At 69.4% G+C, this 25,419-nt stretch carries 25 protein-coding genes, 1 tRNA gene and 1 pseudogene; 3 read left to right on the forward strand and 24 right to left on the reverse strand.

Annotated features, from left to right (window positions below):
• Positions 1-104 precede the first annotated feature (104 nt).
• A tRNA-Cys gene (locus tag ABZ642_RS29420) sits at positions 105-179 on the forward strand.
• Between the two features lie 850 nt (positions 180-1,029).
• On the opposite strand, the gene ABZ642_RS29425 is transcribed toward ABZ642_RS29420, so the two are convergent.
• The 16 genes from ABZ642_RS29425 to ABZ642_RS29500 form a co-directional block, all read right to left on the reverse strand.
• Positions 1,030-2,274 carry a site-specific integrase gene (locus ABZ642_RS29425; protein WP_360489462.1) on the reverse strand — a complete coding sequence of 415 codons (1,245 nt, stop codon included), beginning with the start codon at positions 2,272-2,274 and terminating at the stop codon, positions 1,030-1,032.
• Positions 2,275-2,358: 84 nt separating this feature from the next.
• Positions 2,359-2,586 (reverse strand): excisionase family DNA-binding protein, encoded by a 228-nt coding sequence (locus ABZ642_RS29430; RefSeq protein WP_360489463.1) that lies wholly within the window; start codon positions 2,584-2,586, stop codon positions 2,359-2,361.
• Between the two features lie 341 nt (positions 2,587-2,927).
• On the reverse strand, positions 2,928-4,475 hold the full coding sequence (locus ABZ642_RS29435) for a YfjI family protein (protein ID WP_360489557.1): 1,548 nt from the start codon (positions 4,473-4,475) through the stop codon (positions 2,928-2,930).
• 172 nt (positions 4,476-4,647) lie between these two features.
• A complete protein-coding gene (locus tag ABZ642_RS29440) occupies positions 4,648-5,526 on the reverse strand; it encodes a bifunctional DNA primase/polymerase (protein WP_360489464.1) in 879 nt (292 codons plus the stop codon).
• The gene (locus ABZ642_RS29445) at positions 5,523-6,236 is read right to left on the reverse strand and encodes an SAM-dependent methyltransferase (protein ID WP_360489465.1); all 714 of its coding nucleotides are present in this window, start codon (positions 6,234-6,236) and stop codon (positions 5,523-5,525) included. Before ABZ642_RS29445 ends, ABZ642_RS29440 begins: the two co-directional genes overlap by 4 nt.
• A gap of 91 nt (positions 6,237-6,327) precedes the next feature.
• Positions 6,328-6,660 carry a hypothetical protein gene (locus tag ABZ642_RS29450; protein WP_360489466.1) on the reverse strand — a complete coding sequence of 111 codons (333 nt, stop codon included), beginning with the start codon at positions 6,658-6,660 and terminating at the stop codon, positions 6,328-6,330.
• A gap of 15 nt (positions 6,661-6,675) precedes the next feature.
• A complete protein-coding gene (locus ABZ642_RS29455; RefSeq protein ID WP_360489467.1) occupies positions 6,676-7,179 on the reverse strand; it encodes a hypothetical protein in 504 nt (167 codons plus the stop codon).
• Between the two features lie 12 nt (positions 7,180-7,191).
• Positions 7,192-7,386 carry a hypothetical protein gene (locus tag ABZ642_RS29460; protein WP_360489468.1) on the reverse strand — a complete coding sequence of 65 codons (195 nt, stop codon included), beginning with the start codon at positions 7,384-7,386 and terminating at the stop codon, positions 7,192-7,194.
• On the reverse strand, positions 7,383-7,652 hold the full coding sequence (locus tag ABZ642_RS29465) for a hypothetical protein (RefSeq protein WP_360489469.1): 270 nt from the start codon (positions 7,650-7,652) through the stop codon (positions 7,383-7,385). The genes ABZ642_RS29460 and ABZ642_RS29465 overlap by 4 nt, the downstream gene beginning before the upstream one ends.
• Before the next feature lie 139 nt (positions 7,653-7,791).
• Positions 7,792-10,071, reverse strand: coding sequence for a cell division protein FtsK (locus tag ABZ642_RS29470; protein ID WP_360489470.1), 2,280 nt, complete (start codon positions 10,069-10,071; stop codon positions 7,792-7,794).
• Positions 10,072-10,147: 76 nt separating this feature from the next.
• On the reverse strand, positions 10,148-10,489 hold the full coding sequence (locus tag ABZ642_RS29475) for an RRQRL motif-containing zinc-binding protein (protein ID WP_360489471.1): 342 nt from the start codon (positions 10,487-10,489) through the stop codon (positions 10,148-10,150).
• Positions 10,486-11,100, reverse strand: a complete 615-nt coding sequence (locus ABZ642_RS29480; protein ID WP_360489472.1) for a GGDEF domain-containing protein — start codon at positions 11,098-11,100, stop codon at positions 10,486-10,488. Before ABZ642_RS29480 ends, ABZ642_RS29475 begins: the two co-directional genes overlap by 4 nt.
• Positions 11,097-12,215, reverse strand: coding sequence for a conjugal transfer protein (locus ABZ642_RS29485; protein WP_360489473.1), 1,119 nt, complete (start codon positions 12,213-12,215; stop codon positions 11,097-11,099). The genes ABZ642_RS29480 and ABZ642_RS29485 overlap by 4 nt, the downstream gene beginning before the upstream one ends.
• On the reverse strand, positions 12,212-12,565 hold the full coding sequence (locus tag ABZ642_RS29490; protein ID WP_360489474.1) for a hypothetical protein: 354 nt from the start codon (positions 12,563-12,565) through the stop codon (positions 12,212-12,214). The genes ABZ642_RS29485 and ABZ642_RS29490 overlap by 4 nt, the downstream gene beginning before the upstream one ends.
• Positions 12,562-12,852 (reverse strand): hypothetical protein, encoded by a 291-nt coding sequence (locus ABZ642_RS29495; RefSeq protein ID WP_360489558.1) that lies wholly within the window; start codon positions 12,850-12,852, stop codon positions 12,562-12,564. Before ABZ642_RS29495 ends, ABZ642_RS29490 begins: the two co-directional genes overlap by 4 nt.
• A gap of 93 nt (positions 12,853-12,945) precedes the next feature.
• The gene (locus ABZ642_RS29500; protein WP_360489475.1) at positions 12,946-13,395 is read right to left on the reverse strand and encodes a transcriptional regulator; all 450 of its coding nucleotides are present in this window, start codon (positions 13,393-13,395) and stop codon (positions 12,946-12,948) included.
• Between the two features lie 488 nt (positions 13,396-13,883).
• Here ABZ642_RS29500 and ABZ642_RS29505 point away from each other — a divergent pair, with 488 nt between their 5' ends.
• Both ABZ642_RS29505 and ABZ642_RS29510 read left to right on the forward strand, forming a co-directional pair.
• Positions 13,884-14,642 carry an XRE family transcriptional regulator gene (locus ABZ642_RS29505; RefSeq protein WP_360489476.1) on the forward strand — a complete coding sequence of 253 codons (759 nt, stop codon included), beginning with the start codon at positions 13,884-13,886 and terminating at the stop codon, positions 14,640-14,642.
• Positions 14,643-14,644: 2 nt separating this feature from the next.
• A complete protein-coding gene (locus ABZ642_RS29510; RefSeq protein ID WP_360489477.1) occupies positions 14,645-15,118 on the forward strand; it encodes an NUDIX domain-containing protein in 474 nt (157 codons plus the stop codon).
• On the opposite strand, the gene ABZ642_RS29515 is transcribed toward ABZ642_RS29510, so the two are convergent.
• From ABZ642_RS29515 to ABZ642_RS29550, 8 genes and pseudogenes are all read right to left on the reverse strand, one after another.
• Complete coding sequence (locus ABZ642_RS29515; protein ID WP_360489478.1) at positions 15,106-15,672, reverse strand: HD domain-containing protein; 567 nt, start codon at positions 15,670-15,672, stop codon at positions 15,106-15,108. The two genes, ABZ642_RS29510 and ABZ642_RS29515, sit on opposite strands and share 13 nt — an antisense overlap.
• Position 15,673: 1 nt before the next feature.
• Positions 15,674-16,054, reverse strand: coding sequence for a GntR family transcriptional regulator (locus ABZ642_RS29520; RefSeq protein WP_360489559.1), 381 nt, complete (start codon positions 16,052-16,054; stop codon positions 15,674-15,676).
• Positions 16,055-16,238: 184 nt separating this feature from the next.
• Positions 16,239-17,930, reverse strand: a complete 1,692-nt coding sequence (locus tag ABZ642_RS29525; protein ID WP_360489479.1) for a helix-turn-helix domain-containing protein — start codon at positions 17,928-17,930, stop codon at positions 16,239-16,241.
• Positions 17,931-18,675: 745 nt separating this feature from the next.
• Positions 18,676-19,854, reverse strand: a complete 1,179-nt coding sequence (locus ABZ642_RS29530) for an SUKH-4 family immunity protein (protein ID WP_360489480.1) — start codon at positions 19,852-19,854, stop codon at positions 18,676-18,678.
• A 172-nt stretch (positions 19,855-20,026) separates the two neighbouring features.
• Positions 20,027-20,248, reverse strand: a pseudogene (locus ABZ642_RS29535) (phosphotransferase); the annotation flags it as partial.
• Between the two features lie 2 nt (positions 20,249-20,250).
• Entirely contained in the window at positions 20,251-22,563 is a 2,313-nt protein-coding gene (locus ABZ642_RS29540; protein WP_360489481.1) for a molybdopterin cofactor-binding domain-containing protein, read from the reverse strand.
• Entirely contained in the window at positions 22,560-24,356 is a 1,797-nt protein-coding gene (locus ABZ642_RS29545; protein WP_360489482.1) for a 2Fe-2S iron-sulfur cluster-binding protein, read from the reverse strand. Before ABZ642_RS29545 ends, ABZ642_RS29540 begins: the two co-directional genes overlap by 4 nt.
• Positions 24,353-25,246 (reverse strand): FAD binding domain-containing protein, encoded by an 894-nt coding sequence (locus tag ABZ642_RS29550; RefSeq protein WP_360489483.1) that lies wholly within the window; start codon positions 25,244-25,246, stop codon positions 24,353-24,355. Before ABZ642_RS29550 ends, ABZ642_RS29545 begins: the two co-directional genes overlap by 4 nt.
• Positions 25,247-25,419: the final 173 nt, after the last annotated feature.

Consider the following 25,419-nt stretch of genomic DNA (forward strand, 5'->3'; position numbering starts at 1 on the left):
CGCATGGCAGTCCCGTTGCAGCCCCGCCGCTCCCCTTGAGCCCCGCCCCCGCTCCCCCGTACCTTCAAATCACCGACAGGCCCGACCAGGACGAAGTCGGCGACGGCCGTGTGCCCGAGTGGTTTAGGGACTCGCCTGCAAAGCGAGTTACGCGGGTTCGATTCCCGCCATGGCCTCCAGCGCCTGACCAGGCAGAACGAAAGGGCGGCACCCCGGAGGGGGCGCCGCCCTTTCGGTCGTCCGTCTCAGTTCCCGTCTCAGTTGACGACCTTGCGCCCCAACCCCGTGCGGCAACCGATCGCTCCCAGGTCGACAGGCAATCACTCGCGACGACCGGTGGCGTTGCGGGAGGCGCATCTCCCTTCCCTCCAGGAAGAGCAGCGCGCTAGTCAAGGCTCACTGGTCACTCGTCAGGGACTCCCGACATCGTCGCTTGATCTCACTTATAAGCTCCGCAACTCGCTCTGCCTTCTGCGTATGTGGCAACAACAGGCTGGACGGCGGCGGCGTACTCGCATTGCGGGGTTCACTCCAAGTCCAGTAGTCAGGCATAAACAGGGCCGTGAAGTGCTGAGCGAGTTCGCCTGCCAAATTCCTGATCTCCGCCGGGGCCTCCAGATCGAGGTTCGCTCGCGCGGCCTCAAACTTTTCTTGCTCGGCCGTGGCAGCACGACGGCGTCGACGCCGCTCCGCCTGCCCCGCTTCGTCCAAGGGAAGGTCGCGGGATGCTGGTACTACGTACAGATGCGTCAGGCATGCGTCCGCGGATTTCAGAAACGCACTGTATGTCTCGCGGCGAACCTGCCTCAGCCATTGCTGATGTTGCGATTCAGCCTGGCTGTCTGCTTGGTATCTCGCGGCTCGAAAAGCGACCACCGCCGCTCCCCAAGCACTCCCTGCACCCAGCACGGCGCCACCAAGCGCACCAACCAGTCCGGCTACGGCTGCATCCACGAGCGCAACCTACGCGAGCGCAGGATTACATAGCGAGCCTTTGGGACGGCCGCACAGCAACCGTCCCGCGCCCAATCACTCACCCCGCCGCTCGTCTCCGGGCATCCACAGCAAGCCGTCCACCTGCCGCGCGATATCCGTCCGTACAGCATCCACCATGTGCTGATACCTCGCAGCCATGGCGGTGGTCGACCACCCCATGAGGCCCATGACGGCTCGCTCGGGGACACCGAGGATGAGTAGGACCGTGGCGGCCGTGTGACGCGCGTCGTGCAGGCGCCCGTCCCGGACTTTCGCCTCTGTCAGCAGAGCTTTCCACTCGGTCCAGTCCCGGCGGTGGGACGGACTACGGCCGTATTCATCCGGGAAGACCAGGCCGTTTTCTTCCCAGCGCTTCCCGGCCCTCGTTCGCTCTGCTCTCTGCGCCTTGAGGTGCGTACGGAGTAGGTCGACGAGCTGATCGGGGAGACCGACCGCGCGCCGACCGGCGCGCGACTTGGTCGTGGACAACTCGGGGTTGGTTCGTCGTCTCTGGGGGCAGTACCCGGCGGCTTTGCGTCCGCAGGGCTCCGTGCACCCGTGGGCGTACTGCGGGCGGTGGCGACTACGGCGGACAACGAGGAATCCACCCTCAAGGTCGACGTCGTCCCACGTCAGCCCCAGTACCTCCCCTTGACGCAGTCCGAGGGCGAGCGCGACGGCCCATCGTGCGGAGTTGCGATGCTGGTCAGCGGCCTTCAACAGTCGCTGTACCTCTTGGACGCTGTAGGGCTCCACCTCGTAATCCCCCGTCTTCGGGGCCTTGGCCAAAAGGACGGGGTTCTTCCCGAGGTGGCCGCGCCGTACGGCCTCGTTGAGGGCGGCGCGGAAGGTTCGGTGCACCTGGTGAGCGGTGGCGGGCTTACTGCCGTTGGCTTGCATCTTGGCGTAGAACGTCTCGATGTGCTCGGGCTTGAGCCTGTCGAGCCGGTGAGCGCCCAAGCCGGGGATGAGGTGCTTCCGGACCGCGACGCCGTACCCGACCATCGTGTTGTCGTTGACAGCGAGGGGTGCGACGTTCTCAACCCAGTGCGTCAGCCACGCTTTGACCGTCCACGCCTTGCCCGGCTTCTTCACGGTCTTGGTGTCGCGCTGTTTCTCCAGCTCTCGAACAGCCTCCGCTACCTCAGCTTTGGTCTTGCGCTCGACATGGCGACGGTCCGGCGTGCCATCGTCGCGGACGCCGACGGTCACACGACCGTGCCATTTACCGTCCTTGGCCAAGTAGATCGAGCTACGGCCGTTGGGCTGTCGGGTGCGCTTCTTCCTGTCCTCTGCCACAGGCAGGCTCCTGTTTCTGGGTGTCGGGATGGGGACCGGGGCGGCGGGCTGTCCTGTCCGGGAGTGCCGCCGCCCCGGGCGTCGTCAAGCGGCGCGTTGGGCGGTGCGGAGACGGGTGACGTACTCGGGAACGGCGGCGGCCGGGACCCTGCGCAGGGTGCCGACCGTCACGGATTCCAATTCGCCGGTGCGGATGAGGGCGTAACAGGTGGTGCGGCCGACGCGGAGTCGGCGGGCGGCCTCTTCGACCTTGAGGAGGACAAGGGTCGGGTCGTCGGCGGGGGCGAGGGGAAGGGTGGTGGGGTCGTCCACGGCTCACTCCTGTGAGGCTGAGTTCAGGGGCAAGTGCCGCCGCACAAACCGCAATATCCGCAGAAAACCCGGGGAGGGTGGATGACCTGCGGTGATGCGGTGTGCGGGTGGTGCCGGGTGGTGCTCCGCAGAAACCCGCGATATTCCGCAAAAATCAGGGGCGGCCGTCAGCCGGTCCCCGTGGGCGGGATGGCACTCCGTTTTTTGCGGAACATCGCGGGATTGTGCGACGGGCCCCCGGCCGGGGTCGGCGTGGTGACCCGTCGCAGGTCAGCGTGGTGTCCGGGGATTTCTGCGGATTTTGCGGTTTGTGCGGGAGGGGTTGTCCGCGCGGGAGGGGGTCACCGGCCGCCGTGGCGCAGGGACGGGTGGGCGGTGAGGCGGGGTGCCGGTGGGCGTCCGCGCTTGCCGGTGCGCTCGGGCTGGTAGGACCGCAGGTATCCGTGGTCTTCCAGCAGCGCGAGGGCCGGTTCCAGGTCGGCGACGGTCGGCACCTCGCTGCGGGACAGGACGCTGAAGACGTCCCGCCGGCTGACGTCCTCCCATCCGTTGTCCCGCAGTGCTTCCAGGACGCTGTGGGCCCTGCCGACCACGGGGTCGGCGCCCATGGCGTCGAACACGGCGAGGGCGTGGGCGGTGTAGTACTCCCCCAGCTCGATGGCCGCGCGCATGGTGTCTTCGGTGACCGGGTGGGCGTAGCCGTTGCCGCCGTGTTCGGCGAGGTGCAGCAGCGCGGCCATGCGGGCGGTCGCCCCGACGAGTTTCCCGGCCCAGTCGGTGATGTGGCCCAGCTTCCCGCCGCGCTCCTTGAGCCACGGCTCCACCCGTTCCTGATAGGCGATCAGGGCCGCGCTCGCTTCGGGGGTGAGCTGGATGAGGGCCGGGTCGGTCCATCCCGCGAGGGACAGGGTGAGGTCGATGATCCGGGCGGTGTAGGTGGCGGCCGTCGGTTCGGGAACCGGATCGGTGATGACCTTCCGCTCGCCGACCATCGACACCGGCAGCGAGTACAGGAAGCGGCCCAGCAGACCGCGCCCCTTCCCGCCCTTGATCTTCCCCATGTCCACAAGCACATCGGGCTGAACAGCCAATCCCATGGTCAGCGCGGGGGCGTCAACGTACTCGCGGCGGGTCTGTCGGTTCACCCTCAGACGCCCCCCGGCATGGCCCTTGAGGAAGACCTCCATGTTGGGACTGCCCGAGTAGCGGCCGGCGATGATGTCGAAGATTCCGCCCTCATCGCTCATCACCGACAGCCGCCCGCCCTGTTCCGCGATGAGCGAGGTGACCGTCTCCGGGGTGCAGTCGTCCGCCAGCAACAGGGGTTCGGCCGGCACGGTGAGGGTGTCGGCGGTCTGCGCGAGTCCGACGGCGGTGGCCACGATCTCGTCCCGCTTGTCGCCGTCGGCGGACGCGGCCTTGGCGGCGGCCTTGTCCGCTGCCTCCTTGGCCAGCCTCGCCGTTAGCTCCGCTTCCACGATGACCGGCTTCATGGCTGCCTTGAGCTGCTTCTCCGCCTCGTACAGGGGGTTGGTAAGCAAGGTGAACACGGCGGTCTTGCGGTTGCCGGGCGGGAGTGCGACCACGGTGTAGAGGTTGGTCGGCTCACGCCAGTTGCCACGCACGTGGACCACCGACCGGCCGCCGGCCGCCGTGGCGAGCACGGCGAGGGCGACCGATCCAGCGAGGTCCGCCGGGGTCTGCGTCTCTTCCGCGACGGCCGCCACGAACTCCCCCAGCCATGCGGGGAAGACGTGGGCGGGGAACGGAGGACGCCGGCGCTGACCGGTGAGGGGAATGGGTTCCTCCCACACGTCCGGTGCCGCGTCGTCCTCGCCCTGCGGGTCTTCCAGGGAGGGCAATCCGGCCCACAGGTCGGGGCTGTCCACAGGCTGTGGACTCATGAGGCCGCCCTCCCTTCGGCGGTGACCGTCTGCGGGTCAGAACCAACAGCGATATGGACGCCCTTGCGGGCGGCGACCTTCGGTTCGCCCACGGACGGCCGTGGCGGGCCCTGTACGGCGCCCTGAGGGCCGTTCGCGGTAGTTCGGGATGCTTTGTTCATGCCGCGCGCTCCACAGCCGCCTCAAGGCCGTTGGCGACCGCGCGGCGCGCATAGGCCTCCGGGACGCCCACGGAGACGGCGGCGGCCGTGATCTCCTCGCCGATCTCCGGGAGTCCGCAGGGGCCGGGACATGCGGTGTGCTGTGCGGCGAGGAACCGGGCGACGCCGAACGCCTGTGAGCCGGCGCCGGATTCGGTGCGGGCCCGTACGAGGGCGAGGCCGCGTTCCAGTCCGGTGCGGACGTAGCGCTCGGTGTGGCGGCACCCGGTGGCCACCGCCCGGTCCCACGGGGCGCGGGCGGGGAGAGAAGAGGCCACCCCGCGCCGGGCGGGGGTGGTGTCTTCCTTCACCAGCAGGGTGCGGACGGCCGACGGGAGCACGGCCATCCGTCCGGTCCCGGGACCGAGCCAACGGGCGTACTGAGTCAGGGATTTGACGTCGACACCCGGGCGGACCCCGTTCGATGAGGGCATGGTGCCCTGGTACAGCCAGTGTTCGCCCCGCGTCGTCGGCACGGTGCGGGTGGCGGGCAGGGTCTCGCGGGCCCATGCGACGGCCGCCGCATTGTCCAGGTCGACGACCGTCAGCCCGGCACCGCCGGGGTGGTAGGCGACCGCCACCGCCTCACGCCACACCGGCACCCACACGAGCGAGGTAAGGACGTGAGGGTTGGTGGTTGCCGCGGCCCACGCGTGGCACGGCGCGGGGCACCGGCAGGGGCCCGCCGCCATCATGTTGGGCCGGCCACCGCACGCGTTGGCCTTGCACGTGCGGCAGTTGCCGAACGGGACCTTTCCCGCCCGCAGGGGCAGCACCGGGACACCGGCCGCCGCGAGGGCAAGGGCAACCCGCAATGCCTCAGGCAGCGCGCTCATGCTGCCTCACTCAGGGCGAGGGCGGCGAGGAAGCCCCGGCCGATCCACTGGGCGTAGGCGGGCGGGATGCACTCGCGGATGCCGTCACGGTTCATCCAGCCCACGCCCATCATCCGGCGGGCGAGGGCGACACCGGAGAAGTTGCCGACGAACTGCCCGTAGTGGCCCGGCGGTACGGGGCGGCCCATCTTCGCCTGGGGAACGGTGTGGTCGGAGTGCGGGAGCTGCGGGAGCCGGAAGCCGCCGCCCGCTTCGAAGTAGCGGTGCCGGTAGGTGGCCACCGCGAACATGGGTCCGCACAGCATCACCGGGCGGTGCAGCTTGGGCAGCGCACCGCGCACGTTCTCGATGACCCACGGGCGGCCGGTGGACTCCAGCGCGGCGCGGGTGGGGGCGATCAGGTCCGGATGGGTGTTGCCCTGGATGCGCTGGCAGTCGCTGTCATGCTGGCACGGCGGCGAGGCGTGGATGACGTCGAACTCTGCCCCGTGTTCGAGGACGAACGCGATGGCGTCCGCCTGCACGAACCGGTACGGGTAGCGCGGCTGAGGGTCCTTGTCGACGCCGGTCACCTCGAACCCGGCATCGGTGTACCCCTTGGCCGCACCGCCCTGGCAGCAGTACAGATCCAGCAGGCGCGGCCGGGGCACTCGCCCCGAAAGGGTGGCCAGGGCCGAAGGGCCCTCGCCGAAAACACGCAGTTGGGTCATGCTGTAGGTCTCCTGTTCTGCTACGTCGGGACTCGGAGACCGTGGGCGGTGGGCTGTCCTTGTCCGGGAGTGCCACCGCCCACGGGCACATTCAGAGGCCGCGCTGCGAGGCGCCGGCCGCCAGGCGGCGGGCAACCGCGTCGAGCTTCGCGGTGAGGTCGCCGGCCGGGGTCGCGGTGAAGGAATGCAGGGCGACGGTGGCGGCGATGATGACGTCACACAGTTCGTCGGCGACGTCGGCGGTGGTGTGACTGATGCCCTTACGGGGGTTCTGGCCGGTCATCCCGATGTACGCAGCGGATGCCTCGGCGGCCTCTTCCGCGACCTTCATCAGCCGCATGGCGGCCTCGTGTTCGCTGGTTCCGTTGGCGGTGTTCAGCGCGGCGGCGATGCGGGCCGCGACGGGGATCAGAGTGGCGCTCATGTCGGTCTTCTCCTGTCAGCCGTGGTGCTCGTTGCGGGTGCGGGCGATCAGTCCGTGTGTGTGGGTGGTGGTGTTCTCCTGCCAGACCGGGCCGTTGTAGTGGTGGTGGTGCTCATCCGGAGCGGCCTCGGCAACGCGGGTGAACAAGCGGGCGAGAGCGAGGATCGGCACGGCGAGGGCAGCCGGAGCGGCGCAGATCATGCCGATGACCGTGGGGTCGGCGTCCCGGGAGGCGATGAGAACCCCGATGGCGATGAGTCCGGGCGGGACGGTGGACAGTCCGGCGGTGAGCATGAGCCGGCCGGTGTCCACGGCCCGCTGAGACATGGGCGGGGTGCCCTGCTGCGCGACCGGGGGCGTGTCGCCGTAGGCGGGCAGCGGGCTGGTGTCGCGGTAGGACGTCGGGACGTCGGGAGCGGGCCGGTAGGCGTCGGCGATGATCCGGCGCGCTTCGGTCGCGGCTTCGTCGTCCGTGAGCGGGACGCCGGTCCGGACCGGCGCGGGGGTGGGCTCGTTCACTGGTTCCTCCGGTCAGTTGCCGAGCTGGGCGATGGCGTCGGCGGATGCCTGTACGAGGTTGTGGATGGGCTCGTACGCGCCGGTCCCGGCGACGAAGAACCCGAACAGGAACAACACGGTGGCGGCGAAGCCCCCGGCGGACTTGGTCTTGACGGCGAACGCGGACGCGGCGCCGAACAGCAGCACGGCGGAGACGGTCAGGGTCATCGGGTGCCTCCCGGGGTGTCGGTGCCGGCGCGGTAGACGCGGGCCCAGCGGTTGTAGAGCCAACGGCCGGTGCGGATGCGCTTGCCGGTGGCCTTGCAGCGGCGGCAGTCCTTGCCGCGCTTGAGACGTCCCTTGCGGTCGGTCTTGAGGGCGTTGCCCATGCCACGGCAGCGGCGGCAGTCACCGAACGGCGAGACCGCACACAACCCGCCATAACTGAGCGTGACGACTATCAGGCAGGAGATAGCAAGGACAGTGGGGGTCATCAGGGGCCTTCCAGGCGGTTTTCGAGGGTTTCCGCAGGCGGGGTGCTATACGCTAGATCGCAGATGGGGTGCAGTTTGGGGTGCTAGCGGGGGTGCTACCGGTAGCAGGTGTGGGTGCTACCGGTAGCACCCGTCAGACCTACGCCGCGCCCGGAGTTTCGTTACGCTCCGCAATCGCCTTGAGGAGGTCGGCGCGGACGATGCCCCGGCGGGTGGTGCGGGTGCCGTCGTCCGTGGTGCCGGCGACGTCGCGGGTCTTGATGCCGTGCGGCTTGAGCGCGGACGTGACGTTCTCGCCCTTCCACCCGCCGTAGACCTCGGGCCGCAGTTCGGCGAGACGGACGGCGATCCGCTCGTTCCACACCCGCTCCTCGCCCTCCGGCACGACGGCCGCGACGTCGGCGAGCAGGTCGTAGGCCGGGCCGGTCACCGCCTCGGCAGTCTCACCGAGGCAGTAGCCGGACAGCAGTCCGGCCTTCTCGCGCATCTTGCGGGCGCGGGCCGCGACGCTCTCGGCCATGGGCGCGTCCAGGAACGTGCTGGAGACGATCCGGGCGTCGGAGCCCTCGCCCACGAAGTAGTGCAGGCCCTTGTCACCCCAGGCGAACATCGTGGCCCGCACGCCCCGCTTGTAGCTGGAGGTGCCGAGCACCATGTCGTTTTCGGTCTGGCCCATCACCTTCAGGCAGAAGCGGGTGCTGGCGTTCGCGCTGATGCCGGTGGGCAGCGACTTCGCGTCCGGCCGCTGGGTGGCCAGCAGCAGCACGATCCCGGTGGCGGGGCCGCGCTTGACCAGGTCGGTTGCGATCTCCTCGAACTCCTTGCCGTGCTCGGCATGCTCGAACAGCACCTGGCATTCGTCCACCCCGATGATGACCGGGTGCAGACCGAGTGAACGCTTGTCGGCGAGTTGGCTGGTCACCTTGGACTCGGGGCAGATGTCCCGGGGCAGCGAGCGGATCACCTTGGTGCGGCGGCGCAGTTCCTCGCGCAGGGCGCGGAAGTCGGCCAGGGCGTAGCGGATCGTCTCGTCTTCCTCGCCGACGCCGTGCCGGTGTGAGACCGCCTCGCCGACCGGGTCGAGGTCGCCGGTGCCCTTCATGTCGTAGGTGTGCAGCTCCGCACGCGGATCGAGGGCGGCGATGAGCAGCAGCAGGCGCAGGAGGAAGGTCTTGCCCATGCGGGGGATCGCGCCGATGATCCCGGCGATGAACATCAAGGTGACCTCGGCCCAGCGTCCGCGCTGGTCAGTGCCGTACGGGATGGCCTTGAACAGGTCGACCGTGCCGGACTTCATCAGCGGCCACACCGGCTTGCGCGCGGCCTTCAGGGTCTGGTCACCCACCCACAGAACGAGGTGTCCGGGGTGTTCCTCCGACTCCGCCTCGGGCCAGACACAGCCCAGCGGCCGGCGCAGGCCGGAGGCGAGGCGTTCCCGCTTCTCGATCACGTCGGTGACGGTCACGCCGAAGGGGAGGTTGCCCTCTGCGCGCCAGCCGGGGCCGTCGCGGGTGATCGGGGCGGTGAACTCGAACCCGTCCCGGCCCTTGGCCTGCGCCTGGTTGATGGCCGGGATGCCGATCGCACCGAGCGCACGCAGCACGATGTCACTGGTGAGCTTGGTGGCCTTGGGCAGTTCCACCGCCCGGTGGATGACCGGGTTGTCGGCCTTGCGGCCGGCCGCACCGAGCGCCATCACGACCGCACTCACCGACAGGGCTTGCAGCCAGTCGGGGGCGAGGACGTAGATGGCCAGCGCGGCCCCGAGGCCGATGAACATCCCGAGCACAGCCACGAGGGTGCGCAGGCGTACCCGGCCGTCGCGCTGCCGCGACAGCTTCAGGTACTCGGCAGCGTCCTCGCGCCGGACGGCGGCGAGGCGGACCGGTTCGCCCTCGCGGTCGGCCATCCACCGCATCGTGCCGCCCACGAACTTCGCCAGCCCCGCGGGGGCTTGCAGGGCGAGACGGCCGGCGTAGACCGGGGAGCGAAGGGCGTGGTAGCCGGCCGCGTGAGCGTAGTGACGGGCCACCCACGCGGATGCGGTGCGCAGTTCGGCGAGCGACCGCAGCCAGACGGGGACGACCGGGCGACGTTTGGCGGCGGCCAGCCGACCGAGGTAGCCGGGACCGGCCGCCTTCAAGGACGGCGAGTCGACCAACACCCGCGCCGTCGGGTCGCCCGACTCGGCACCCGACCGACCGGGCTCGGAGTCGGCCGCCGGGTCGGAATCGGGTCGGGTGGTCGGGTCGGCCGACTCGGTACGGGCCGACCGCGCCTTGTCGAGGTCGACCACGCGGGAGTCGAGGTCGCGGAACGCGTCGAGGTCGCGGCCGTTGTCGACGACATGGAGTTCGTCGGCCGTCATCTCGGCTTCGAGTCGGTTGAAGAGTTCGTTGTCGTCGTCGGGGTGCTTCACTGAGGGTTCCTTCTCTCGGGGAGGCGTGGGGCCCGGCCGCTGTCTTGGTCGGTCGTGACCGGGCCCCGTGTGTGGGTCAGGCGGCGCTCTGTTCCTCGGGGTATGCGCAGGTCACGCAGGTTCCGAGCGTGGGCGGGATGACGTATCCGGCGTCCCGGCGGCACTCGGGGCAAGTGCGGCGGGCGCGCATCATCGCGGCGTGGGCCTGCCACCGGCCCGGTGTCATCGGCCGGACCGGTTTGGCGAGGTCGACGCGGTACAGGTAGGCGACCAGCGGCGGGCGGCCCCGCCGCCGGGGGCGTTCGAGCTGGGCAGCGACGCCCTGACCGCCGGGGCGCAGGTTGCGGGCCCGCAGTTGGCGGCGGGTGGCGTAGCCGTCCGGGGCGAGGTGCCACCGGAAGACCGGCAGCGCGCTCACGCCGCCCCGCGCCGTCCCGGCCTGCGACCGGCGACCGATCCGAGCAGCCGCCCGAGGCGGGCCCGCCGGGGACCGGACCGGCCGGACCGCTTGGCCGCGTACATGGCCTCATCGGCGCGGCGCAGCAGCGCGGACAGGTCCTCGGCGGGATGGTCACCGGCCCGTACCCACCCCAGGGACACCGTGGTGTGCACGGCGGGGGCGGTGTCGACCGGCCGGGCGAGGACGCGGGCGAGGGTGTACAGCCGGTCGGCCATCGTGCCGTCGCGGTCGATGACGACGGCGGCGAATTCGTCCCCTCCAAGCCGTCCCGCGACACCGCCGGGGGTGGTGCCGTGGGCGAGGCGGTCGGCGACTGTGGTGAGCAGCACGTCACCGGCCGCGTGGCCGTGGGTGTCGTTGATCTGCTTGAAGTGGTCGACGTCCGCCAGCACGACCACGGCGCGCGGGTCGCGCAGCAAGCGGCGGGCCCGACGGGTGAACGCGTCCCGAGTCCACAACCCGGTGAGCGGGTCACGGCGGGCCGTGGTCAACCGTGAGTGCAGCCACCGGGCGTGGACCGCCCACCCGAGAGCGGGCACGGCCGGTAAGAGCGCGGCGAGGGTGCTCACGGCGTCACCACCTGGGTGGCGCGTTCGGCGAGCAGGGCGTCACGCACCATGCGGGCGTTGGCGGGCGAGGTGCGCAGGGCCCGGCGGATGCCCTCCCCGGTCACCTCAGCGTCCGTCCATCCGGCCGTCGCCTTCCGCGCTTCCGCCAAGAGCTGTTCGGGGGTGCGGCGGGTCCGGGTCGACTTGGCGGCGACCGGGACACGGCCCGTCGCCCGACGCGGCGGGGTCGCCGCGGCCGGCACCGAACGGGTGGGCGCCGGAGCGATCGGAACCGGCTTCACGGCCGGGACGACAGCGGGCATCGGCTTCATGCCGACACCCGACTTGCCGAGGTCGACCGGCGCCGGAGCGGGCACCACCAGCCGCGTGACCACGACCGTGGCCGGGGTCGATACGGGCAGGTCAGAGGTAGACCGTTCTCGACTACTTACAGTCGATTCCTCCACATTTGCGACCTTGGCGGGGATCGCAGCGGGCGTGCCGAACATCGAGGCAAGAGCCGCGTCCGCGCCGTCCGTGATCCGGTCGCGCTGCACGTCCAGCAGCCTCGATCCGAGCGCCACGTCACCGACGCCGACCTTGCGGGCCAGGCGCCACGACGCCCGATCGGACCGCTTGCGAACCCGGTCGACTGGGTGATGGGCGGCACGGGCCCGGTGGTAGGCGAGGGCCTGCACGATGTCGGCGGTGCGCTGCTCGTGTTCCGCGTCGCGGCCGTCCGTGTGGACGACGATCCGGCGGGCCAAGAACGCCATGCCCTCCGCCGACACCGACATGCCCAGCGGAGTCAGGGCGTAGATCACGGTCCGGCCGAAGTCCGGCGCGGCCATCGCGCCCATGACGGCAGCGGCGGCCGGCAGCGCCCACAGCCCGATCCGCACGACGCGCGGCGAGGACTGCCCCAGCAGGGTCAACCCCAGCAGGACCAGGGCGAGGACGGCCGTGGCGCCTTCACCGGCCCCCAAAGCACCGAGCGCGGTCCCCGTGCCATAGGCGTGCCCGATGTTGCTGTACGTACCGAACCCGCCGACCACGCCCGTGGCGAGCATCGGCACGAACGCGGCTGTCAGGACACCGATCTGAGTCCATGTCAAAGGCTTGCCGGACTCGCTCATGCCGCACCCCCCGTCGTGGTCGTGACGACGGCCGCGGTGTCCGCGTAGGCGGTCAGCGTGACTTCGCCGCCGCCGTAGGGGCTGGTCGCACGCAGGACGCGGGTACGGCCGTTGCCCTGGACACGGAAGGTCACCGCGTCAGGGTGGATGCTGAGCGCCTCCCGCCACAGCTCGAACACGGTGAAGGTGTCGCCCGTCAGGTCAACGTCGTGAAGCGACAGCTCCAGCCGCTCCGGCTCGATGGGCGTCAGGTGCACGAACGGGGCCGGCAGATGCGCGCACTCGGCAGCGATGAGCCGCAACACCCGCAGCGCGGGCGTCAGCTCTTCCAGGGTGAGGGCGTAGCTCATGCCGCTTCCCCCGTCATCGGCCGGTAGCCGCGAGCGGCGCGCAGGAACGGCACCGTACGGGTCAGCGCGTCGGCGTAAAGGGCGTCCCAACCGGCGATCTCGTCACCGGCCTCGCCCATCTCACGCAGGTCCCGCAGAACCTCGCGGGCCACGTCCTCACGGGCCTCGCGGTCGCCGTCGGTCTCGAACTCCAGCGGGCCCCGGAACAGGTCGAAGTCAATGCCGAGCGCCAGTTCCGCGAACTCCGTGTCGCCGTGCGCTTCCTGGCCGGCGACGAAGGTACGCATACGCATGGTGGGTCTCTCCTTGAACGTCGGGAAGGGACGCGGGGCGGTCGGCTGTCCTGTCCGGGAGTGCGAACCGCCCCGCGAAGAACGGGGTCAGCCGGTGGCGATGACCAGCGCGGCGACCAGCAGCCACAGGTGGTGGAAGGACTGGTCAAGCGCGTACGCGCCGGTACCGATGTGCGGGTTGTCGTCACGGCCGGCGCGCGGGGCACCGAGCCGGTAGAACTCGCCTTTGCCGAGCAGTGCGGCGAGCCGGGCGAGGGTGGTGCGGCGGTCGGCCCACCAGTGCGAGGCCGCGTCCACCGCGAGGCCGGTGACAGTGCCGGGCACCGACAGGTGCAGTCCCAGCAGCGCGGCGGCCGGGATGAGGACGGCGAGCTTGGTGAGCGTCAGGGTGGCGACGTGCCGCGCGTCCGCGAGCCGACCGACCCATCCGGGACGGCCCTTGAGCGCGGACTGGTGCGAGGTCTGTGCCCAGTGGTCACCCACGCTGTGGGCGACGTACAGGGCGATGAACACGGCGGCGAACGTGGCAGCCTGCATCGGTAGCGAACTCCTCTGCGTCGGGATGGAGATCCGGCCCGGCGGGCTGTCCTTGTCCGGGAGTGCCGCCGCGACCGGAGATGTAGGCCAACGCCGCACGTCGCGGCGGGCCAAGTGACCCCGGGCGGACGTCGAATCCGCGCCCTCACGGCTGGATACCGGGGCCGACGGACATCACCCGGCCGCCACGGGGACGGGGACAAGCCCCGCCAATCTCAAAGCACTCTGTTGAGTTCTCAAGGAACAGGCGCTTCCTTCGAGCCCCTTTCGAGGGCCCTCCGGGCGTCGTCGCTGCGGTACCTGTTTTACAGGTACCGCACATGGATCCGTCAAGTACATCGACGGAACCTCTTGGTTTCGCACCGGGACTTCTTGGCGCACACTCAGAATCGCGGCAGGTCAGGGGAGTTGGTCACCCCTTACCTGGACAGCTCCCGATCAGCTCACTACCGTCAAGAGGTCCCTAGATGTCCCTCGAAGGGGTGCAGATGCCCAACGAGCGTTTGCGGTCAGCCCTGTTAGCCCGTGGCATGACCGTCCAGAGCCTCGCGGACGCGATCGAGGTCAACCCGAAGACAGTCGAGCGCTGGATCACGCAGGACAAGGTGCCGTACCGGCGCCACCAGTACACAACCGCAGCAGCACTCAAGGTCGACGTGACGACGCTGTGGGAGGACTCCCGGACTCAGGACTCCGCAGCCGACTTGAGCAAGGCCGAGATCTTGGCCGTCTACCCGCATCGGCACGTCGTGCCTGCAGGTCTCTGGCGGGAGATGTGCGAGCGTGCCACGGAGCGCATCGACATCCTTGTGTATGCCGGCATCTACCTGGCAGAGGACCCGCTCTTCTTCTCGACCTTGAAGGAGAAGTCTGAGAGCGGCGTACGCATCCGAGTACTCATGGGCGACCCGGAGTGCGAAGCCGTCATCCGACGCGGCATTGACGAAGGACACCGCACTATGGACGGAAAAATCCGCAATGCGCTGGTCAACTATCGTCCGCTGTTCACCAGCCACCCCGAGATTGCGTTCCGTCTGCACGACACAGTGCTCTACAACTCGATCTATCGCGCCGATGACGAGATGTTGGCCAACACGCACGTGTACGGCATCGGCGCCTACATGGCGCCCGTGCTTCACCTGCGGCAGCTCCCCGGAGGCAGCCTGTTCGACACCTTTGCCAATAGCGTTCAGCAGACCTGGGAAGGCGCCAGGCCAGTAGCCGAACACGACATCACAGGAGCCTGATCATGGGACGCATTGACTACCTGCACGACCCGGACGCCCCGCCGGCCAACTCAGTCGTTCCCTCGGTCGTCGCGTTCGTCCAGAACGACGCGTGGCAGGTGCTCATGATTCAGCGATCCGACAACGGTCGCTGGGCACTTCCGGGCGGCGGTCACGACGTGGGCGAATCCATCAGTGACACGGTGGTCCGCGAGGTCTGGGAAGAGACCGGCATCAAGGCCGAAGTCGTAGACATGTCCGGGATCTACACCGACCCGGGGCACGTCATGCAGTACGACGACGGCGAGGTACGCCAGCAGTTCAGCATCTGCTTTCGCGCCCGGCCGGTGGGCGGCGACCTGCGGACGAGCAACGAGACGACGCAAGTCCGCTGGGTGGACCCAGCGGACCTAGCGGAATTGGATGTCCACCCCACCATGCGTCTGCGTATCGAGCACGCGATGGACCGGGCCCGGCCGACTCCCTACATCGGCTGACGCTTGGCGGCAGCCACCCTTTCGAAGACGCGCGCCGTGCTCGCCAGGATCTCGGGTTCAGCGCGACGGATGAACGTACCGATCAGGCTTTCCGGCCCGTATCGGCCGGCGATCTCGTTGATTCGGTCCACGGGATTCGTGGGGGTGCCATCCGGCGTGGTGTTCATGTCGCAGTAGCAGAGGGCGTCGTTCAAGTGCGCGCTCTCGCGCGGGAACTCCCCCTCCAACTCCTCGCGCATGCCGCGCGCTTCCGCCTCCATCCACGCGCAGGAGTGATGCGCCACCAGGTGCACGACCCTTGCGTCTGCCTTGGCGACGTCTCGCAGGTATCGGGCGCCGTCGAGCGGGTGGAAACCGGTCTTGGCGAGGTCAGGCGCATAGCCGATGTCATGCAGCACGGCCGCGGCTTCCAGCAACTCGGCGTCTTCCCCGAGGATGAGCGCAATGGTGCGCGCCCGCTCGGCCACTCCGAGGCAATGCTTCCAGCGACGCGGCAGCGGCTCAGCCAGCAGAGACTCAGCCACGGGATACGCCCACTCCGTCAGCTCCGACAAGCTACGAACGCTCCTCTCGATTCGGCACGGCCCGGACGGTCCGTACCTTGCCCTGCCCACCGCTCTCCAGCACGCCAGCCGCCTCCAGCTTGTCGAGAGCCTTGGTCACGGTGGGCCGTGAGACTCCGAACCTGCTGGCGAGCGCAGACGCACTAAAAAACGGTGCCCCGACCTTCAAGCGCTCATCCGTGATGACGGCCGCGATCTGCTCCTCCAGCGGCCGACGGTCCACGGCGGCCCCCCGCCTGAGCACACGCCAGCGCCCGCCGGGTACGGGCTCTGCATCGCCATTCCGCCGTAGCACCTGAAACGCCCGAAGGACAACACCACGCGAGACGGCATACCTCTCCATAAGTTGCGAGACCGGGGGCAGCACTGACATCTCTGAGTCATCGACGATCTGGGCCCGCAACGCGTCCGCAATCTGTTTGAAGGTCCCGCGCGGACTAGCCTCCGGCACCTCAACTCCTCTCGCATCGCTCGTCACTCATCACCAAGGATGCCACGTTCGGAATACACTCTACGAATCCACCCCCGGTTGTGCCAATTTTCCATTAGCACCCGAATCAGGACTGCTTAGTTGCCCTCCGCTCACTTTCGTCGAGCAAGTCAAGGGCCTGTCGCATGAGAGGCGTAATCTCTACATTTCGCCACCCTTCTTCATGGAATGCCAGAGCTGGCTCGGGAGCGATGAAATCTCGTACCGGGCGAGCGAGGCCCCCACGGACAATCTCTATAGCCAAGCGCCTTCCTAGCTCTTTTTTAGGCTTATCTTGATCAAAGGCCGAAAGGAACATTCTTGCAACATCCTCAGCGCTATTAATATCACACACACCGCGAATCATCATGTCAGCCATAGAGCGGTTGGAGAACCTACAAGCCGTCGCCAATCCCCTGGCTGTTCGATAGGGACTTGAATTCGACTTCACACCACGAAGCCACCTCTGCACAAAAATACGAATGCAGTCTTCACGCCCCGACTCCGCGATAGCGCGAGCGTATTGCGATGTCACCCCGACAATCGCAAACCGTTTAATAACATTCTGCCAAGCCTCCATTTCACCTAGCTCATCAAGGTGATCGAGAACTTGAAGAAGGTTCTCGGCCCTACCAGGTCTACGCCTATCATGCGAAAGCCAGCTATAGGCAGCAGCATCCAGAGAGACCACTTCCCAACTAGGGGCATCATAGCGCCGAGCTTCCGCCAGAAGCGTGCAAAACTCTAGGAATTCGCTCAGGGAGCGCCGGGCTACAACACGGACTAGAGAATTCGACACTGCATCCACTTGCGCATCCCACCCGTCGGGATAACCAAGTCCTTCGATGCATAGAACCAGACGAACAGAGTGAGTTATTGCCCGCTGTCGACAGTAGTCGACGACCAATTGACTCGCATACTCGGAAGCCAAATTGAGAGCGAGCCAGAGACACAGTCGCGCCACATCGGCACTAGAGCGACTGATGGCAAACTCTGAAAGCTCCCGGTAGACGTCACTTTCATCCGCGTTCGCCAGTTTCGCCTGGATATACTCCACTGGCACACCAATTTCATCAACACCATCAGAGTCTCGCTGTTGAGCCATTTCGATTTCTACTGACATCACCTGCTCTTCCAGCAGAGCACACCGCTGCTCGGCAACCTCCTTCTGTTCGACCGTAGCCTTAAGTTCCTCCCTAAGCCGCGTAATCTCCTGAAGCAGTTCGGCCCGCTCATCTTTTAGCCTTGCCGCTTCGCCCGCCAGTTGCAAAATTCTGGCTTCACCTTGAACTCGATCAGCAACCCAATCCGCCTGGCTTTGCGACAATTCCTTACGGAGGCTATCTGCTTCTGACTGTCGCCGCTCCAGTAGACCTTCGAGCGCCTCTTGATGCATCAGCAGGCGATTTACCTCACGCTGAGATTTATGGACCTCATCTCGAAGAATCTCAAGGCGACACAGTTCCGGATCATAAGCGCGGAGGGCCTTTCTCCGCAGCTCACCGAGGCGATTCCGCGTTTGATCCGTTACTGGCGTGTGGCGACAAATTTCGACTTCGCGCAGCAGACGATCAATGAACTCCTGAGTTGCCACACGACGGCCATTAAGAAAGCGTGATACGTAACTTTTGTCCCAATTGGTCCTAATTGCGTATTGCTGCTGTGTGACTCCAAGGCTCTTGAACATCAGCGTCAACTCTGTTGCCAATGCTGCAACCTCAGGCAGAGTGCTCAGCTCGACTTCCGAGCGCCGCCCGTCCGACCTGCTGTTTTGCTCCAAAGCGCCCCCCCTATCGCTGCCGATTTATTGTTGCACCAAGAAGTCAACACATGTGGCTACTTGCAACGGCTCCTCGGCAGCAAGGTGGCATGCGTCCACCACCCCTCCTTAGGAGCAAACGTTGGTTTCGCCACACCTCTTGCCGCGTCTTATCGCGGTCTCACGGACTGCACAACGGGTCTTGCTGGTTGCTCTCTGCCTCGTGCCCGTGACCCTAGTGACCATCGCTTGTCTGCCGGCACTGGCTGTCCTGCCGTTCACTGCAAGGGGAGCCCTACGGGCCGTTCAGGTGCTTCACCAGTTGGCTGGCTGGACCCAGAAGACCCTGACTGCGAGTCGTCAATGACACAGCCCGGCAGCAACGGTTGGGGGGACCTGCGTTCGGTCGGAACAAGGCCAGCGCTCGCCCTTGGCAGGGCGTGCCCGTCTCAGTTTCCGTCTCGTTCGTCGTAGTGCGCGCTGGTTCAGAGACGTTCGCTCCACCACGCCGCATGCGGCGATCGTACGAGCCTGAACGCCCGCGAATGCGTGTGGGTTCAAGCCCAGCCGGGACGGACAAACCTGCAAAGCGAGTTACGTGGGTTCGATTCCCGCCACGGCCTCCACCTGCCTGACCAGGCAGAACGGAAGGGCGGCATCCCCGAAGGGGTGCCGCCCTTCGGCCTGCGCGACCGCGTCCGGGCGGTCGTCCACGCCTACCGCCGGGGCCCGGTGAGCCGGCTCCTCGCCCCTTGCCCACGGCCGTTCAGAGCACCCCGCCCGCCTCGTCCTGGAACAGCTCCGTCCAGTAGTGCCAATCTGCGTCCATCGTCGTGGGGGTCGGGTCGATGGTCGCGAGGGTGTGGAGCATGGTCGCGGCGAGCTGGTCGTAGGCCTCCGTGGTGAGTTCGTGGCCCAGGTGCTCGTCGATGGTGCGCTCGTGGTGGAGGAGCCACAGGGTGAAGGCGAGCGTGGAGATGTCCGTGTTGAGGGGGTAGAGGGTCGCCTCGGGCTCGGAGAAGTTGAGGATCGCGCCCGTGGTGCCGTCCACGACCAGGCTGTTGTCCTCGACCAGGTAGCCGAGGCGTATGAGGTGGTCGGCGTGGGGCGGCAGGGCGTCCAGGGGGAAGTCGCCGGTGTGGATGTCGGTGAAGTACTCCCGCAGGGTGGGGAGCGGGGCGTCCGGGTCGAGGTGGAAGAGGACCGCGTGCTCCGGGAGGCCGGTCTCGCGCAGGAAGCGGCGGGTCGGCTCATGGGCGAGCGTGGGCGGGAAGTCGACCTCCTCGAAGCGGGCCACCCGGCCCTGCCCGAACTCCTGGTCCAGGAGCCGGGCCGGCAGGTCGACGGTGAGCCCGGAGCCCGTGCCGGGGCCCGCGATCAGGCTGAGCGGGCGGATCAGTGCCGTCGCCTTCCAGTACGGCGGGACGCGGCCGGCCGTGCCCTCCTCGAAGAGCTCCAGGAGCTTGCGGGAGGCCTCGGTGGCCGCCTTGGTGCCGTAGGTCCCGGCGAGGGAGGCGAAACGGCCGCGCAGGCCCGTCAGTTCCTCGGTGACCGCGGCGAAGCGCAGCAGCGTCTCCAGCGAGGGCGCCAGCGGGCGCGGGTCGGCCGGGTCGACCAGGTACGCCGTGCTGATCTCGCCGGTGCCGCCGTCGAGGAGGATCGACTCCGTGTCCAGGCCGGCCGGGGCCAGCAGTTCGCCTATCACCAGCCGGTCCCGGAGCTCCTCCGCGAGCCGGGACGGGCCGGCCGTGATGTCCGCGACGTCCGCGAGCGTGCGCAGGCCGGCCGTGCGGAGCGGTTCGAACGTCAACAGGCCGCCGGTGTCGGGGAGTCCGGGGCCGGTGAGCCACATGCGGGTCGGTTCGTGCGTGATGTAACGGTCCAGTTCTGCCTCGGTCAGCGTGATCGCCGCCGCACCGCTGCCGGTCGTGCTGGTCGTGCTCATCGCTGCCCCCGCGATCAAAGTGTTCAGGAAATGCAAGTGGGTCGGAGTGGTGTGCCGTAGGCCGTCCTGAGCAGGGCATGGTGTGCCGTTCGGGCTTCCCCTCCGAAACGGCCGTCCCCACTGCCCAGAACACTACGCCGCGCCACTGACAACGCCCCGTGGAAAAGAGACGTCAGGCGACCCTCGCCCGTTCCGTCCCGGTGAGAATCGCCGCCACCGTCTGTTCCACGGTCAACGCCGAGGTGTCCAGCCACAGACCCAACGCCTGGGTGCGCAGCCGTAGTTCCGCGTCCAGGTCGGCGATCGTCCACGCGGGTCCGTACCCGGTCTTCGGCCGCCCCGCCTCCCGTTCCGCCACCGTTTCGGGGCTGGGGGCGAGGACGACGACGGCCAGGCTCACTGGCCGGTGACCACCGCCGCCTGCGGGCGGATCGGGAGGCGGTTGACCGGGCGGCCGGTCGCCGCGCGGACGGCGGAGGCGATGGCCGCCGGGGACGTCACGACCGGTACCGCGCTGACCGACTTTGCGCCGAAGGGGGCGACCACGTCCCGCTCCTCGACGAGTCTGACGATCCGGATGTCCGGCGCGTCGAGGGCGGTCGGCAGGGCGTATCCGGTGAGGTCGGGGTGGCGGATCAGCCCGCGCGGGGTGCGCAGGTTCTCCGTGAGCGCGATGCCGACGCCCTGGGTGACACCGGCCTCGATCCGCGCGTTGAGCTGCGCCGGGTTGAGGACCCGGCCCACGTCCTGGGCGACGGCCAGCTCCACGACCCGTACCGAGCCGAGCTCGATGTCCACGTCGACGACCGCGCGGATCGCGCAGAAGGCGAGGCCGACGAAGGCGTCGCCCTGGCCTTCCGCGTTCAGCGGCTCGGTCGGGTGCGGGCGGCACTGTGCGGTGGCCCACAGTTCCTTGCCGTCCATCGCCTCGGTGACGGTGGTCGACAGGACGCCGTCGTACGACGTGATCTTGCCGTCGGTGATCTGGAGCAGCTCGGTGGACATGCCGAACTTGTGGGCGAGGGGCTGGAGGAGCTGGGTGCGGACCATCTTGGCCGCGCGTTCGACGGCTCCTCCGGAGACCCAGGTGTGGCGGCCGCGGCAGCCGGGGCCGGCCGGCGGCTGGTCGGTGTCGACCGGGGCCACGTGGACCTCGTCGATGCCGAGGGTGTCCTGGACGATCTGGCGGGCCAGCGTGGTGAAGCCCTGGCCGGTCTCGACGGCGGCGCAGAGCACGGTCGCGATGCCGTCGTGGACCTTGACGGTGGCCGTCGAGACCTCGTCGGCGCCCTCGGCGCCGAGCATGTGGACCATGCCGAGGCCGTAGCCGACGCCCCGGCGCACCGCGCCCGGCTCGCCCGCGCCCTCGGGACCGCCGGGGAGCAGCCACTCGTCCTCGGGGGTGTCCTTGGGGAGCGCGGGCAGCGGGAAGTCCCGTACCGCCTGGAGCAGCTCGGCGACGGGGGCCGGGCAGGTCACCGTCTGGCCGATGGGCAGCACGTCGCCGGTGGCGAGGGCGTTGCGCAGGCGGATCTCGGCGGGGTCGATGCCGATCTTCTTCGCCAGTTTGTCCATCTGCGCCTCGTAGGCGGCGCACACCTGCATGGCGCCCTCGCCGCGGACGTGGCCGGAGGGCGGGTTGTTGGTGCGTACGGCCCAGCCCTCGATGAAGGCGTTCGGGACGACGTAGGGGCCGCAGGCGAAGGAGACGGCGGCGGCCAGGGACTCGGCGGAGGTGTCGGCGTAGGCGCCGGCGTCGAGCAGGATCTGGGCCTCGACCTTGACCAGCTTGCCGTCGGCGTCGGCGTGGTGCCGGTAGCGGAGCAGGGTGGGGTGGCGGTGGGCGTGGCCGAGGAAGGACTCCTCGCGCGTGGCGGTGAGTTTGACCGGGCAGCCGGTCTTCAGGGCGAGCAGGCCGAGTGGCAGCTGGAAGCCCTGGTCCTCGCGGTCGGCGGTGGCGCCCGGCACGCCGGTGACGACGATCTTCACCTGTTCGAGCGACAGGCCGAAGCAGGCGGCGGCCGTGTTGCGGTCGGTGTGCGGGTCGGTGGAGGCCAGGTACAGCTCGACCCCGCCGTCGGGGCGGGGCACGGCGAGTCCGGCCTCGGCGCCGATGGGGGCCGGGTCGGCGCGGCCGATGCGGTACTGGCCCTCGACGACGATCTCGCCGGCCGCGTCCGGGTCGCCGTGGCGCAGCGGGATGTGCCGGATCAGGTTGCCGTCGGGGTGCAGCGGCTCGGCCTCGAAGGACTGCTCGGGGTCGATGACCGGGTCGAGCGCCTCGTACTCGACGATGACGGCGGCGGCGGCCATCCGGGCCGTGTCGGGATGGTCGGCGGCGACGGCGGCGATGGGCTCGCCGTGGTGCCGTACGACGTCGGCGGCGAACACCGGGCGGTCCGGGGTGCCCCGGCCGTGGAGGGGGGTGCCGGGCACGTCCTCGTGGGTGACGACGGCCCGGACGCCGGGCATCTCGCGCGCGTGGCTGGTGTCGATCGACACGATGCGCGCGTGCGGGTGCGGGGAGCGCAGCACGGCCGCCCACAGCAGGCCCTCGGCCCACAGGTCGGCCGCGTACGGGAAGGTGCCCTCGGTCTTCGCTCCCGCGTCGGCGGCCGGCAGCGACACGCCGAGGCCGTGCGGCAGCGGCTCGGGGGCGGGGACGGGGCTCTCCGCGGCGGTGGTCGTGGTGACGGTCTCGTTGGTCACGCCTGGCCTCCGTCCGAGCCGTAGGGCTGGTCGCCGTAGCTCTGACTCTGGTCGCCGAACGTCTGGTCACCGCCGTACGACTGGTCGTACGACTGCTCGCGCCGGGCGTCGTACGACGACTGCTCGCGCTGGGCGGGGGACGCGAAGGTGCCCGGGGAGTCGAACGCCGACGCGTTGACGCCGCCGGCTCCCGGTCCCGCCTGATGCGGAATACGGGGCTCGTCGCCGTCCGTCTCAGCGTCGGCGGCGGCGTGCGCCTCGCGTTCGGCGACGACCTCCTGGACGGCGTCCAGGACACCCCGGTAGCCCGAGCAGCGGCAGAGGTTGCCGCACAGGGCCTGGCGGGTCTCCATCTCGGTGGGGGCCGGGTTGCCTTCCAGCAGGTCATGGACGGTCATGGCCATGCCCGGGACGCAGAAGCCGCACTGGACGGCTCCGCGGAGGGCGAGCGCGCGTTGCACGTCGGAGGGCCGGCCGTCCTGGGCGAGGCCCTCGACCGTGCGGACCTCGCTGCCGGCGGCGGTGACCGCGGGGACCAGGCAGGAGGCGACCAGTCGGCCGTCCACCTGGACGTTGCAGGCGCCGCATTCGCCCTGGGAGCAGCCGTCCTTGGCGCCGGCCAGGCCGAGGCGTTCGCGGAGGACGTAGAGGAGCGACTCGCCGATCCAGGCGTCGGTGACGGGGCGGTCGGTGGCGTTGACGCGGAGGACGTAGGAGGCCAGGGGGTGGTCGTCGACCGCCTCGGCTTCGCCCTCGGCGTGTTCCGTCCCGTCCGCACCAGGCGCGCGGCTTTCGTCGTCGGCTGCGGGTGGCCCCTGTGCGGGCGCGTCGCCGTCGGCGGCCTGCGGGTCGTCGGTGGGGTGGTGCGGGTCGAAGCGCCCGGTGGGGTGCTGGGCGGGCGCGCCGTGCGGGTCGTCGCCTGCGCGGGCCCGGGCCGGCCCGGCGGCGGTCGCGTCGCCCGCGTGGGCCGGGTCGCCGCCGATCAGGGCCGTGTCGCCCGCGGGGCCCGTATGGCCGGCCGCGGCCGCGCGCAACCGGCCGACCCCGGGCGATCCGCCGGTGCCGGGCGACTCGCCGAAGTCGCGGCGTGCGGTGGCGTCAAGTGACTCGCCACCCCGGTGCAGTTCGCCCGTATCGCCCGTATCGCCCGGTTCATCCGCCGCGGGCGCGCCGGGCCCGGATGTCGCGTCAGCGGACCCGGAGGCGAAGGCGGGGGCCAGAGTGCCACCGTTGCCCGTCGAGGCGCCTGAGGGCGCCTCTGGGGCCTCTGCGGGGTGCTCCCAGCCCTGGACCTCGGTCGCCCAGGGTGCGGACGCACCGCCCGGCAGGGTCGCCGGCGGCGTGCCGCCCCACTGCTCCATGAGCGCGGATGTGGTGAACTCACCCGATTCGTCCGGAACATCACCGCTCGCGACCGGGATGGACCACTGCCCGGTCACATCGTGACCGGGCGCGGGCGGCGGCTCCTCGTACGTCCACTGCTGGGTCGCCGCCGGCTGGTACGTGAACCGGTCGTCGACGGGCCGTTCCTGGGGGACCGCGTTCGGGTCGGGCCACTGGGCGCCGTCGGCCGACGCGCCCCAGGTCTCGCCGTCGGGGGCGACCGCGATCTGCGGCGGCACATAGCCGTGCCCGGGCGCGGCCAGGGGGCTGTCGCCGGACAGCAGGGCCTCGATGCCGCCCTCGGGGAGTTTCACGAAGGCGGTCGCGCCGTCGTCGTAGTCGCCCTGGGGCAGCGGGTCCCAGCGGCCGCCACCCGAGGGCGCGCCCTCTCCGTGCTGTTCGTCGGTCATGACAGCGCCCTCCCCAGTGCTCGTCGGGCCAGCGCGGCGACGGTGCGCCGCAGGTGCAGTACGGCAGGCGGAAGCGGGGGCACCGAGCCGTCCGGCTCGGGTGCCGGGTCGGGAATGCAGGCGGCCGCGACGTACTCGCCGAAGGCGTGCAGCGCCTCCGGGACGAGCGCGCGGTCGTTGTCCCAGTCGATCAGCCGGGCCACCCACTGCTCGGCCTCCAGCGGTCGCAGCGGCATCGGCGCTATGGCTCCGACGGCGCATCTGACCCCACGCCGCGCGGGGTCGAGGACCAGCGCCACGGAGGCCACCGAGCGGCCGGGGCCGGTGCGGCCGGTGGCCTTCAGGAAGACCTGCGGGGCGTGCAGCAGCGGCACGCGCACGAAGCCGATCAGTTCGCCGCCGCGGAGCATCTCCACGCCGGCCAGCAGGTGCGACACCGGGATCTCCCGGCGGGAGCCGCCCGGCCCCGCGATGATCAGCGTCGCCTCCAGGGCGGCGAGCACCGGCAGCGCGTCGCCGGTGGGCGCGGCCGTGGCGATGTTGCCGCCCAGGGTGCCCGCGTTGCGGATGTGCGGCGGACCGGCGGCCCGCGCGGCGGCGGCGAGCGCCGGGATCAGGGCCGCGAAGTCGGGACGGCCCATGCGCGCATGTGTGAGTCCGGCGCCGAGCAGCGCGTTGCCGTCCTGGTACTGCCAGCCGCGGATCTCGCTGATCCGGCCGAGGCCGACCAGGGCGGCGGGCCGGAGCTGTCCGGAGTTGACGGCGGCCATCAGGTCGGTACCGCCCGCCACGGGGACCGCGGCGGGCATGGCGGTGAGGGCCGCCACTGCTTCGTTCAGTGTCGTGGGCAGCGTGACGGACTGCGCCGCCTGCGGTGCGTGCGTGGTCAAAACCGGCTGCCCCTTCCCGCTGCCCCCACCTGGTCCCACCTGTGTGGCCGTACGGTACGTGCTCACAGGGCGGACGTGGCAACTCTGGCACATCTTCGCAAGCCTCGAACGCACGGGTCCGCTAGGAGGCATTCGCCCACCTCACCGGCCACTTGGTCCGTTTTCGTACGCCA

The organism is Streptomyces sp. NPDC007157, from assembly GCF_040634235.1.
Lineage (GTDB): Bacteria > Actinomycetota > Actinomycetes > Streptomycetales > Streptomycetaceae > Streptomyces.

Excerpts from the sequence above, each read along its gene's own strand:
- ABZ642_RS29440 (WP_360489464.1), bottom strand. The coding sequence starts at position 5,526 with ATGAGCGCGCTGCCTGAGGCATTGCGGGTTGCCCTTGCCCTCGCGGCG.
- ABZ642_RS29445 (WP_360489465.1), bottom strand. The coding sequence starts at position 6,236 with ATGACCCAACTGCGTGTTTTCGGCGAGGGCCCTTCGGCCCTGGCCACC.
- ABZ642_RS29450 (WP_360489466.1), bottom strand. The coding sequence starts at position 6,660 with ATGAGCGCCACTCTGATCCCCGTCGCGGCCCGCATCGCCGCCGCGCTG.
- ABZ642_RS29460 (WP_360489468.1), bottom strand. The coding sequence starts at position 7,386 with ATGACCCTGACCGTCTCCGCCGTGCTGCTGTTCGGCGCCGCGTCCGCG.
- ABZ642_RS29465 (WP_360489469.1), bottom strand. The coding sequence starts at position 7,652 with ATGACCCCCACTGTCCTTGCTATCTCCTGCCTGATAGTCGTCACGCTC.
- ABZ642_RS29485 (WP_360489473.1), bottom strand. The coding sequence starts at position 12,215 with ATGAGCGAGTCCGGCAAGCCTTTGACATGGACTCAGATCGGTGTCCTG.
- ABZ642_RS29490 (WP_360489474.1), bottom strand. The coding sequence starts at position 12,565 with ATGAGCTACGCCCTCACCCTGGAAGAGCTGACGCCCGCGCTGCGGGTG.
- ABZ642_RS29495 (WP_360489558.1), bottom strand. The coding sequence starts at position 12,852 with ATGCGTACCTTCGTCGCCGGCCAGGAAGCGCACGGCGACACGGAGTTC.
- ABZ642_RS29500 (WP_360489475.1), bottom strand. The coding sequence starts at position 13,395 with ATGCAGGCTGCCACGTTCGCCGCCGTGTTCATCGCCCTGTACGTCGCC.
- ABZ642_RS29505 (WP_360489476.1), top strand. The coding sequence starts at position 13,884 with ATGCCCAACGAGCGTTTGCGGTCAGCCCTGTTAGCCCGTGGCATGACC.
- ABZ642_RS29510 (WP_360489477.1), top strand. The coding sequence starts at position 14,645 with ATGGGACGCATTGACTACCTGCACGACCCGGACGCCCCGCCGGCCAAC.
- ABZ642_RS29520 (WP_360489559.1), bottom strand. The coding sequence starts at position 16,054 with ATGTCAGTGCTGCCCCCGGTCTCGCAACTTATGGAGAGGTATGCCGTC.
- ABZ642_RS29530 (WP_360489480.1), bottom strand. The coding sequence starts at position 19,854 with ATGAGCACGACCAGCACGACCGGCAGCGGTGCGGCGGCGATCACGCTG.
- ABZ642_RS29545 (WP_360489482.1), bottom strand. The coding sequence starts at position 24,356 with ATGACCGACGAACAGCACGGAGAGGGCGCGCCCTCGGGTGGCGGCCGC.